Genomic DNA, 10,269 nt, shown 5'->3' on the forward strand with positions numbered 1-10,269 from the left:
CGTGGTTCAGCGGCCGGGAGCGGCCGTGCTTTCGCGCACCACCAGGCGCGGCGTCAGCTGCACGTCTTTCAGCGGCGCGCCGGGATTGTCGATGCGGTCGATCAGCACGCGGGCCGCCTCGCGGCCCAGTTCCTTGATCGAGCAACCCACCGTGGTCAGCGCCGGATAGACGAAACCGCTCAGCTCGACGTCGTCGAAACCCACCACCGAGAACTGCTGCGGCACGCGCAGACCCAGTTCGGCCGCGGCGCGCAGCGCACCCAGCGCCATCATGTCGTTGCTGGCAAACACCGCGGTGAGGTCGGGGCAGGCGCGCAGCAGTTGGCGCGTCGCGTCATGGCCGCCGGCGCTGCTGAAGTCGCTCTCCGCCAGCAGGGCTTCGTCGGGCTGCTGGCCGAATTCCAGCAGGGCGCGGCGCCAGCCCTCGACGCGGGCGCCGGCAACCTCGAACTCGCCGGGGCCGCTGATGCAGGCGATGCGGCGATGGCCGAGGTCAAGCAGATGCCGCACCGCCTTGTAGGCGCCGTCCTGGTTGTTGACGCCGACCCGGTCGGAGCGGGCGCCGGGCACCGCCCGGTCGACCGTCACCGCGGGCACGGTGGACTGCCTGAAGATGCGCGCCAGCGTCTCGGCATCACCGGCCGAGCACAGCAGCAGGCCATCGGCGCGCTTCTCCAGCAGGGTGCGCATGTATTGCTGCTGGCGTTTCGGGTCGTTGTCGGAATTGCACAGGAACACCGAGTAACCGGCCTGACGGCAGCATTCCTCCACGCCCACCACCAGTTCGGCAAAGTAGGGGTTGTTCACGGTGGGCACCAGCACGCCGACGATCTTGGTCTCGCTCTTGCGCAGCGAGCGGGCCACCGCGCTGGGCAGGTAACCGATCTCATCGACCGCGGCCAGCACGCGCCGGCGCGCATCGGCGCTGACCGGGCGGGTGTCGTTCAGAACATGGGAAACGGTGGTGAAAGACACCCCCGCCAGGGCCGCAACATCTTTGATCGTGCTCACAGAGGACTCGGGCTGGTTCGTTCCGGTTCGCGACAGGGCTGCCAAGGCGCAAGACCTGCCGGAATTCGCAATGGCAAACGTTTGCCATCAAGAAGCATAGCCGAAATCCCCGCAAACACCAGGTGCCGGACGGCGGATTTGCGCAAATAGCAGCTACGTGAAAGCCCTGATCCGCCGCGGCAAGCCCTCTCGGTGGCGGCGACGCGGCCAAAACAAAGCCCCGCGAGCCGGGAGGCTGGCGGGGCTGGCATTGCCATGGCGGCCGCAGCGGGCCGCCGGCAATGCGCGGGATCAGCGCTGGCCGATCGGCTTGACGTCGCGGGCGGTCGCGCCGACGAAGAGCTGGCGCGGACGGCCGATCTTGTATTCGGGATCGCCGATCATCTCGTTCAGCTGGGCGATCCAGCCGACCGTGCGGGCCAGCGCGAAGATCGCGGTGAACAGCGGCACCGGAATGCCGATGGCGCGCTGCACGATGCCGGAGTAGAAGTCCACGTTCGGGTAGAGCTTGCGGGCGACGAAGTATTCGTCTTCCAGCGCGATCTTCTCGAGCTCCATGGCCAGCTTGAACAGCGGGTCGTTGTGCAGGCCCAGTTCGTTCAGCACCTCGTGGCAGGTCTCGCGCATCAGCTTGGCGCGCGGATCGTAGTTCTTGTAGACCCGGTGGCCGAAGCCCATCAGCTTGACGCTGCTGTTCTTGTCCTTGACCTGCTTGATGAATTCGCCGATCTTGGCCACGCCGCCCTGCTTCTGGATGTCGCCCAGCATGTTCAGCGCCGCCTCGTTGGCACCGCCGTGCGCCGGACCCCACAGGCAGGCCACGCCGGCGGCGATGGCCGCGAAGGGGTTGGTGCCCGACGAGCCGCACAGGCGCACGGTCGAGGTGCTGGCGTTCTGCTCGTGGTCGGCGTGCAAGGTGAAGATGCGGTCCATCGCACGCACCAGCACGTCGTTGGGCTTGTAGTCCTCGCAGGGCGTGGCGAACATCATGCGCATGAAGTTGCCGGCGTACGAGAGATCGTTCTTCGGATAGATATAGGGTTGGCCGATGGTGTACTTGTAGGCCATCGCCACCATCGTCGGCATCTTGGCGATCAGGCGGATCGCCGCGATCTCGCGATGCTCGGGGTTATTGATGTCGGTGCTGTCGTGATAGAAGGACGACATCGCGCCGACCAGGCCGGTCATCACGGCCATCGGGTGGGCGTCGCGACGGAAGCCGCGCAGGAAGAACTGCATCTGCTCGTTGACCATGGTGTGGTGCATCACACGGTCCTCGAAGCTGGCCTTCTGCGCTTCGTTCGGCAGCTCCCCGTACAGCAGCAGGTAGCAGGTTTCAAGGTAGTCGCAGTTGACGGCCAACTGCTCGATCGGGTAGCCCCGGTACAGCAACTCGCCCTTGTCGCCATCGATATAGGTGATGGTCGAGTTGCAGGAGGCGGTCGACAGGAAGCCCGGGTCATAGGTGAACTTGCCCGTCTGCGCGTACAGCTTGCGGATGTCGATCACATCCGGGCCGACCGTGCCCTTGTAAATGGGCAGGTCCATTTGCGGGCTGCCATCGGAGAACGACAGGGTGGCTTTGACGTCAGAGGGTGTCATGGGCTCTTCCTTATGACTTCTTGGGATATGTCTTTAAGCGGTGGTGGCTCTGAGCAGGCCCAGAACCTCTTGCACATCGGCTCGGATCAGTTCACCAACGGGCTCCTTGCGGCGCAGCAGCAGATCCATCAGATCGTTGTCCGACAGGTCCATCAGCTGGCGCAGGCCCTCGGCCTGGAACTCGGTCAGACTGCTCTCGTGCTTCTTGAAGAAGCGCTCGATGAAGAGATCATTCTCCAGCAGGCCGCGGCGGCAGCGCCACTTCAATTTGGAAAGAGAGCGTTCATCGACGAGGGTATTGACAGCAGTCATGTCCGGGTCCTCAAGCGGGCTGGATCAGACGGCGCGACGCACCATCAGTTCCTTGATCTTGCCGATGGCCTTGGTCGGGTTCAGCCCCTTGGGACAGACGTCGACGCAGTTCATGATGGAATGGCAACGGAACAGGCGGTAGGGGTCTTCCAGATTGTCCAGGCGCTCGGCGGTGGCCTCGTCGCGGCTGTCGGCGATGAAGCGGTAGGCCTGCAGCAGGCCGGCGGGGCCGACGAACTTGTCGGGGTTCCACCAGAAGCTGGGGCAACTGGTCGAACAGCTGGCGCACAGGATGCACTCGTACAGGCCGTCCAGCTCCTCGCGCTCCACCGGCGACTGCAGACGCTCCTTCTCGGGCGGCGGGTTGTCGTTGACCAGGTAGGGCCTGATCGAGTTGTACTGCTTGAAGAACTGCGTCATGTCGACGATCAGGTCGCGCACGACGGGCAGACCCGGCAGCGGCTTCAGCACGATGGTGCCCGGCAAGGTGAGCATATTGGTCAGGCAAGCCAGACCGTTCTTGCCGTTGATGTTCATCGCGTCCGAGCCGCAGACACCTTCGCGGCAGCTGCGGCGGAAGCTCAAGGTGGGATCGACGGCCTTGAGCTTGACTAGGGCGTCCAGCAGCATGCGCTCGTGCCCGTCCAGCTCGACCTCGATGGTCTGCATATAGGGCTTGGCATCCTTGTCCGGGTCATAGCGGTAGATCTGGAAAGTGCGCTTCATATCGTTCTCAATCCTTGCTGCTTAGAAGGTACGGACCTTCGGGGGCACCGACTCGACGGTCAGGGGCTGCAGGTTCACCGGCTTGTAGTCCAGGCGGTTGCCTTCGGAGTACCACAGCGTGTGCTTCATCCAGTTCGCGTCGTCGCGGTTCGGATAATCGTTGTGCGCATGGGCGCCGCGCGATTCCGGGCGGGCCGCGGCCGAGGTCATCGTGGCCTTGGCGGCCTCGATCAGGTTCTCGACCTCCAGCGCCTCGACGCGGGCGGTGTTGAAGACCTTGGACTTGTCCTTCAGGCCGATGGAGCCGACGCGAGCCGACACTTCCATGATCTTGCTGACACCCTCGTCCATGCTGGCCTGGGTGCGGAACACGCCGGCATGCTTTTGCATGGTGGCGCGGATGTCGTTGGCCACGTCCTGGGCGTACTCGCCGTCGGTTGCCGAGTCCAGGCGCGCCAGGCGGGCCAGGGTCTTGTCGGCCGCGTCCTTGGGCAGGGGCTTGTGCGACTTGGTCTTCAGATTGAAGTCGACGATGTGGTTGCCGGCCGCACGGCCGAACACCACCAGATCCAGCAGCGAGTTGGTGCCCAGGCGGTTGGCGCCGTGCACGCTGACGCAGGAGCATTCGCCGACGGCATAGAGGCCGTTGACGATGTCGTTGTGGCGTCCGTTCTTCGGGATCACGACCTGACCATGGACATTGGTCGGGATGCCGCCCATCTGGTAATGGATCGTCGGCACCACGGGAATAGGCTCCTTGGTGATGTCGACGTTGGCGAAGTTATGGCCGATCTCCAGCACCGAGGGCAGGCGCTTGGCGATGGTCTCGGCGCCCAGGTGGGTCATGTCCAGCAGCACATAGTCCTTGTTGGGACCGCAGCCGCGACCTTCCTTGATCTCCTGGTCCATCGAGCGCGACACGAAGTCGCGCGGCGCCAGATCCTTCAAGGTGGGCGCATAGCGCTCCATGAAGCGCTCGCCGTTGGCGTTACGCAGGATCGCGCCCTCGCCGCGGCAGCCTTCGGTCAGCAGCACGCCGGCGCCGGCCACGCCGGTCGGGTGGAACTGCCAGAACTCCATGTCTTCCAGCGGGATGCCGGCGCGCGCCGCCATGCCCAGGCCGTCGCCGGTGTTGATGAAGGCATTGGTGGAGGCCGCGAAGATGCGCCCCGCGCCGCCGGTGGCCAGCAGCACGGTCTTGGCCTCGAGGATATGGACCTCGCCAGTTTCCATTTCCAGCGCGGTCACGCCGACGGCGTCGCCTTCTTCATCACGGATGATGTCCAGCGCCATCCATTCCACGAAGAACTGCGTGCGCGCCTTGACGTTCTGCTGGTAGAGCGTGTGCAAGAGCGCGTGGCCGGTGCGGTCGGCCGCAGCGCAGGCGCGCTGCACCGGCTTCTCGCCGTAGTTGGCCGTGTGGCCGCCGAAGGGGCGCTGGTAGATCGTGCCGTCGGCATTGCGGTCGAAGGGCATGCCGAAATGCTCAAGCTCGTAGACGACCTTGGGCGCTTCGCGGCACATGAACTCGATCGCGTCCTGGTCACCCAGCCAGTCCGAACCCTTGACGGTGTCGAAGAAGTGGTAATGCCAGTTGTCTTCCGACATATTGCCCAGCGAGGCACCGATGCCGCCCTGGGCGGCCACGGTATGCGAGCGGGTCGGGAAGACCTTGGACAGCACAGCCACGTTCAGGCCGGCCAGCGAGAGTTGCAGCGAGGCGCGCATGCCGGAACCACCGGCACCCACGATCACCACATCGAACTTGCGCTTTGCGAGCGTCGATCCAATTTGCATTTTCAAATTCTCCACAGCACCTGGATCGCCCAGCCGGCGCAACCCACCAACCACACCAGCGTGAACACCTGCAGCGCCAGGCGGATGCCCACCGGCTGCACATAGTCCATCCAGATATCGCGCATGCCCACCCACGCGTGGTAGGCCAGCGAGATGATCACCACGAAGGTCAGCACCTTCATCCATTGCGACGCGAAGATCGCCGCCCAGTGGTCATAGCCCAGCGGGCCGGGCATCAGGAACTGCACCAGCAGCACGACGGTGAACAGGGCCATCAGCACGGCCGTGATGCGCTGGGCCAACCAGTCGCGCAGGCCGTAGTGCGCGCCGACAACCAGGCGCTTGGAGCCGAAGGTACTCATTTGGGTAGACCTCTCGTTGTTTGATTTATCAGTAGACGCCGAACAGCTTGGCGGCGGTCAGGGCCGTCAGCAGCAGGCTCAGGGCCAGCGTGAACACGGCGGACGACTTGCCCTGCTGCTTGCTGACGCTATGCGTCACGTCCATCCACAGATGGCGCACGCCGGCGATGAAGTGATGGAAATAGGACCAGGCCAGCGCCAGCACCACCAGCTTCACGAACCAGGCCGGCACGAAGCCGATGCCGGCGACGAAGGCGTTGGTGAAGCTCTCGTAGGAGATCTCCGAAGTCAGGCTGTTGTCGAACATCCAGAGGATGAAGGGCAGCAGCAGGAACATCAGAATACCGCTGACCCGGTGCAGGATGGAGACGAAGCCGGCGGCCGGAAGGCGGTAGGTTCGGACATCGGTGAAGAGGTTGATGTTCCGATAGACCGGTCGATTTTTGGTAGCGCTTTGGGTGGCGTTTGTCATGTCCGACCTTATGTAATCAACGTGAAACCGAAGGATTTTATTGCAATGCAACAGGCACTCTACGCTTGACGTGCGGCTTGCACACATTGCGAGACAGGCGCAAGGATTAGTTCAGCTCATTGCGATAGAAATGGGAAGCGGTGTTATAGAGGCCGCGCCGCAGCTCGACCGGCTTGTCGCCATAGGTGAAAGACAGCCGCTCGACGCTCAGCAGCGGCGTACCGACAGCCACTTTCAGCAGCGCGGCGCTCTCCTCATCGGCCACCACGGCACGGATTTTTTCCTGGGCCCGGATCATGTGTACGCCGAACTCGGCCTCGAACAAGCCATAGAACGGACCACGATGCTGTTCCAGGCGCTCGGCCGTCAATCCCTTGAACAGCGCACCGGGCAACCAGATGTCGTCCAGCACCACCGGAGCCCCCTTGCTGTGCAACAGGCGGCGCACCTCGACCATGGCGTCGCCGGCGCGCATCTGCAGTTGCCGGGCGATCCAGGCCGGCGCGCGCTGGCGCTTGCAGTCCAGCAATTGCCGCCCCAGCGACTCCGTGCCCTCGTCGGGCATCAGGCGCAGGAAACGGTACTGGATCTTCTGTTCGGCATGCGTCGCGACAAAAGTGCCCTTGCCCTGGCGGCGCACCAGCACGCTCTCGGCGGCCAGCTCATCGATCGCCTTGCGCACCGTGCCCTGGCTCACGCCGAAGCGCGCCGCCAGTTCCAGTTCGCTGGGAATGGCCTCGCCCGCCCGCCACTCGCCGCCCTGCAGGCCGGCGATGATCAGACCCTTGATCTGGCGATACAGCGGGCTGAAGGACGGTCCGCCATCCGCACGCGGCAGTTCGGGGGCAGACAGGGGGACGGTCGACATGACCCGGATTGCAACACAGCCCGGCCCCGCTCGTCCATCAAAGTTGACTAACGTCTTCTATAAGACATAAGAGAAAAGAAAAATTTGCCGAGCAGGCGCATAATCGCGCGTCGCAGCCCTGCTCCGCAACGGGACACCTCGGGAAAGCCCTGGGACTGCCCTACACTCGCAGACGCACCCGCCGGCCCGGCACTGCAAGCAGTGCCCCGCCGCGGCGGGCTCGAACCGAATCCGAATTTCTCACTTCCTCTCGGAGCTTCCACATGAGCGCAAAGAAACCCGTTCGCGTTGCCGTCACCGGCGCCGCTGGTCAGATCGGCTATGCCCTGCTGTTCCGCATCGCCTCCGGCGAGATGCTGGGCAAGGACCAGCCCGTGATCCTGCAACTGCTGGAGATCCCCGACGAGAAGGCCCAGAACGCGCTGAAGGGCGTGATCATGGAGCTGGAAGACTGCGCCTTCCCGCTGCTGGTCGGCATCGAGGCCCACAGCGACCCGATGAACGCCTTCAAGGACACCGACTACGCCCTGCTGGTCGGCTCGCGTCCGCGCGGCCCCGGCATGGAGCGCTCGGAGCTGCTGGCCATCAACGGCGCCATCTTCACCGCCCAGGGCAAGGCCCTGAACGCCGTCGCCTCGCGCAATGTCAAGGTGCTGGTGGTGGGCAATCCCGCCAACACCAACGCCTACATCGCGATGAAATCGGCCCCGGACCTGCCGGCCAAGAACTTCACCGCCATGCTGCGCCTGGACCACAACCGCGCCGCCTCGCAGATCGCCGCCAAGACCGGCAAGGCCGTGGCCGACATCGAGAAGCTGGCCGTGTGGGGCAACCACTCGCCCACGATGTACGCCGACTACCGTTTCGCCACCATCGGCGGCCAGTCGGTCAAGGCCATGATCAATGACGAAGAGTGGAACCGCAACACCTTCCTGCCGACGGTGGGCAAGCGCGGCGCCGCCATCATCGCCGCCCGCGGCCTGTCCTCGGCCGCCTCGGCCGCCAATGCCGCCATCGACCATATGCGCGACTGGGCCCTGGGCACCCAGGGCAAGTGGGTCACGATGGGCATTCCGTCCAAGGGCGAATACGGCATTCCCGCCGAGGTGATGTTCGGCTACCCCGTCACCTGCGAAGGCGGCGAGTACAAGATCGTCGAAGGCCTGGAGATCGATGCCTTCTCGCAGGAATGCATCAACAAGACGCTGAACGAACTGCTGGAAGAGCAGAACGGCGTCAAGCACCTGCTGTAACACCTGTCGCGCGCTCGTTTGAGCGACACTGCAAGGGTCAGCATTGCTGGCCCTTTTTCTTGCCCTGGAAGTCCATGAGCAACGCGTTGCACCCCAAGCTGGCCCTGTTCGAAGAGGGCGACGTCGCCACGATCCTGCCCGTGGTGGATCACTACTGCGGCGTCGAGGCGCGCATGCGCAAGAGCATGGAGCTGCAGGCCGAGATGGGTCCGGTGTTCGACATCACGCTGGACTGCGAGGACGGCGCCCCGATCGGCGGCGAGGCCGAGCATGTGGCCCTGCTCAACGAATTGCTGAACAGCCCCGACAACCGCTTCGGCCGCATCGGCGCCCGCGTGCATCCGCTCGGCCATGCCGCCTTCGAGGCCGATGTCGATGGCCTGCTGGCCGGGTCCGGCGAAAAGCTGGCCTATCTGATGCTACCCAAGCCGCAGAGCGCGGCCGAGGTCGAGCAAGCCGTCGCCTTCATCGACGCCAGCCTGCAGCGCCACGGCATCGGCAAGCCCCTGCCGATCCACACCCTGGTCGAGACCCATGGAGCGCTGCATGAGGTCTGGCAGATCGCCGCCCAGCCGCGCATCGAGTCGATCTCCTTCGGCCTGATGGACTTCGTCTCGGCCCACCGCGGCGCCATCCCGCGCGCCGGCATGAGCCTGCAGGGCCAGTTCACCCATCCGCTGGTGGTGCGCGCCAAGCTGGAGATCGCCGCCGCCGCCCATGCCTACGGCAAGACGCCCTCGCACTGCGTGGTCACCGAGTTCAAGCACAAGAGCGCGATCGAGAGCGCCGCCACGCGCGCGGCGCGCGAGTTCGGCTACACGCGCATGTGGAGCATCCACCCGAGCCAGATCCAGCCCATCATCGACGCCTTCGCGCCCAGCGCCGCCGAGATCGACGAGGCCATCGACATCATCCACGCCGCCCAGGCCGCCCAATGGGCGCCGATCCAGCACCGCGACACCCTGCACGACCGCGCCAGCTACCGCTATTTCTGGCAGCTGCTGGAGCGCGCCTACCGCACCGGCCAGCCGCTGCCGGTGGAGATCGAGCAAGCCTATTTCGCGAGCCCCGACCTCGGGTAAAGCAGGGGCGGCAGACGGCCGCGCGGCCGTGACAATCCGTCACCCGATCTTTGCCAGCCTCCCGTCGGCCGGCGCTACATTGCAGCGCGCCCATCCGCGCGCCTCAGTCATAAGCTCCTCATGAAATTCGCCCCCCTTCCGAACGTTCTGACCCTTCTGATCAGCGCCGCCCTCGCCACCAGCGCGCTGGCCCAGCAGCCGACCAAGCCGGCCACCGCCAAACCCGCCGCCGGCAAGCCGCCGCGCGGCCGCGCGCCGGCCAAGCCCGTGCCGCCGTCTCCGCCGCCGCTGCCCGATGCCTCGGAGGAGCAACTGACGGCCGCCGGACGCGCCCATCTGGGCCCGTACGAGTGCGAGTTCAAGCAGAGCATCACGATCGAGCCGCACGCCGCCAAGGCCGGCTACATCGACGTGAACTGGCAGAAGTTCAGGTTCACGATGAAGCCGGTGCTGTCCAGCACCGGCGCGCTGCGCCTGGAAGACGTGGCGGGCCGCACGCTGATGATCCAGATCGGCAACAAGTCGATGCTGATGGACACCCATATCGGCCAGCGCCTGGTGGATGAATGCATCCACCCGGCGCAGCGGGCCGCGATCGAGGCGGCCAAGGCCGCGCGCGCCGCCGAGGAGGCCGCCGGCATCGCCCCGGCCGCCGGCCTGGGCATCGAACCCAAGTCGGCCGCCGCCACCGCGGCGGTCGTGGCGGCCAAGCAGGCCGCCGCTGCCGCCGCGCAGGCGGCATCCGCCGCGCTAGCAGCAGCGGCCGCGGTGGCCGATACCGCAC

The 10,269-nt window shown here is 65.3% G+C and carries 11 protein-coding genes; 3 read left to right on the forward strand and 8 right to left on the reverse strand.

Translation table 11 applies throughout. From position 1 onward, the window contains the following. Positions 1 to 6: 6 nt before the first annotated feature. The 8 genes from AC07OQ_RS21610 to AC07OQ_RS21645 form a co-directional block, all read right to left on the reverse strand. Complete coding sequence (locus AC07OQ_RS21610) at positions 7 to 1,011, reverse strand: LacI family DNA-binding transcriptional regulator (protein ID WP_495055199.1); 1,005 nt, start codon at positions 1,009 to 1,011, stop codon at positions 7 to 9. Positions 1,012 to 1,302: 291 nt separating this feature from the next. After that, entirely contained in the window at positions 1,303 to 2,613 is a 1,311-nt protein-coding gene (gene gltA / locus AC07OQ_RS21615; protein WP_495055200.1) for a citrate synthase, read from the reverse strand. Positions 2,614 to 2,646: 33 nt separating this feature from the next. After that, on the reverse strand, positions 2,647 to 2,925 hold the full coding sequence (locus AC07OQ_RS21620; RefSeq protein WP_495055201.1) for an FAD assembly factor SdhE: 279 nt from the start codon (positions 2,923 to 2,925) through the stop codon (positions 2,647 to 2,649). A gap of 24 nt (positions 2,926 to 2,949) precedes the next feature. Continuing rightward, complete coding sequence (locus AC07OQ_RS21625) at positions 2,950 to 3,651, reverse strand: succinate dehydrogenase iron-sulfur subunit (RefSeq protein ID WP_495055202.1); 702 nt, start codon at positions 3,649 to 3,651, stop codon at positions 2,950 to 2,952. A gap of 21 nt (positions 3,652 to 3,672) precedes the next feature. Beyond that, positions 3,673 to 5,448, reverse strand: coding sequence for a succinate dehydrogenase flavoprotein subunit (gene sdhA / locus AC07OQ_RS21630; protein ID WP_495055203.1), 1,776 nt, complete (start codon positions 5,446 to 5,448; stop codon positions 3,673 to 3,675). Between the two features lie 2 nt (positions 5,449 to 5,450). Next, entirely contained in the window at positions 5,451 to 5,810 is a 360-nt protein-coding gene (gene sdhD / locus AC07OQ_RS21635) for a succinate dehydrogenase, hydrophobic membrane anchor protein (RefSeq protein ID WP_495055204.1), read from the reverse strand. Positions 5,811 to 5,838: 28 nt separating this feature from the next. Continuing rightward, a complete protein-coding gene (gene sdhC / locus AC07OQ_RS21640; RefSeq protein ID WP_495055205.1) occupies positions 5,839 to 6,282 on the reverse strand; it encodes a succinate dehydrogenase, cytochrome b556 subunit in 444 nt (147 codons plus the stop codon). Positions 6,283 to 6,388: 106 nt separating this feature from the next. Next, positions 6,389 to 7,150 carry a GntR family transcriptional regulator gene (locus tag AC07OQ_RS21645; RefSeq protein ID WP_495055206.1) on the reverse strand — a complete coding sequence of 254 codons (762 nt, stop codon included), beginning with the start codon at positions 7,148 to 7,150 and terminating at the stop codon, positions 6,389 to 6,391. Between the two features lie 263 nt (positions 7,151 to 7,413). Here AC07OQ_RS21645 and AC07OQ_RS21650 point away from each other — a divergent pair, with 263 nt between their 5' ends. From AC07OQ_RS21650 to AC07OQ_RS21660, 3 genes are all read left to right on the forward strand, one after another. Further along, positions 7,414 to 8,403: a malate dehydrogenase gene (locus tag AC07OQ_RS21650; RefSeq protein WP_495055207.1), complete on the forward strand. Its 990-nt coding sequence runs from the start codon at positions 7,414 to 7,416 to the stop codon at positions 8,401 to 8,403. Between the two features lie 74 nt (positions 8,404 to 8,477). After that, entirely contained in the window at positions 8,478 to 9,485 is a 1,008-nt protein-coding gene (locus AC07OQ_RS21655) for an HpcH/HpaI aldolase/citrate lyase family protein (RefSeq protein WP_495055208.1), read from the forward strand. Between the two features lie 120 nt (positions 9,486 to 9,605). Then, a partial coding sequence (locus AC07OQ_RS21660) for a hypothetical protein (RefSeq protein ID WP_495055209.1) occupies positions 9,606 to 10,269 on the forward strand: 664 nt, incomplete at its 3' end.

This window comes from Roseateles sp. GW821-FHT09B06, from assembly GCF_059418245.1.

Excerpts from the sequence above, each read along its gene's own strand:
- gltA (WP_495055200.1), bottom strand. The coding sequence starts at position 2,613 with ATGACACCCTCTGACGTCAAAGCCACCCTGTCGTTCTCCGATGGCAGC.
- AC07OQ_RS21620 (WP_495055201.1), bottom strand. The coding sequence starts at position 2,925 with ATGACTGCTGTCAATACCCTCGTCGATGAACGCTCTCTTTCCAAATTG.
- AC07OQ_RS21625 (WP_495055202.1), bottom strand. The coding sequence starts at position 3,651 with ATGAAGCGCACTTTCCAGATCTACCGCTATGACCCGGACAAGGATGCC.
- sdhA (WP_495055203.1), bottom strand. The coding sequence starts at position 5,448 with ATGCAAATTGGATCGACGCTCGCAAAGCGCAAGTTCGATGTGGTGATC.
- sdhD (WP_495055204.1), bottom strand. The coding sequence starts at position 5,810 with ATGAGTACCTTCGGCTCCAAGCGCCTGGTTGTCGGCGCGCACTACGGC.
- sdhC (WP_495055205.1), bottom strand. The coding sequence starts at position 6,282 with ATGACAAACGCCACCCAAAGCGCTACCAAAAATCGACCGGTCTATCGG.
- AC07OQ_RS21645 (WP_495055206.1), bottom strand. The coding sequence starts at position 7,150 with ATGTCGACCGTCCCCCTGTCTGCCCCCGAACTGCCGCGTGCGGATGGC.
- AC07OQ_RS21650 (WP_495055207.1), top strand. The coding sequence starts at position 7,414 with ATGAGCGCAAAGAAACCCGTTCGCGTTGCCGTCACCGGCGCCGCTGGT.
- AC07OQ_RS21655 (WP_495055208.1), top strand. The coding sequence starts at position 8,478 with ATGAGCAACGCGTTGCACCCCAAGCTGGCCCTGTTCGAAGAGGGCGAC.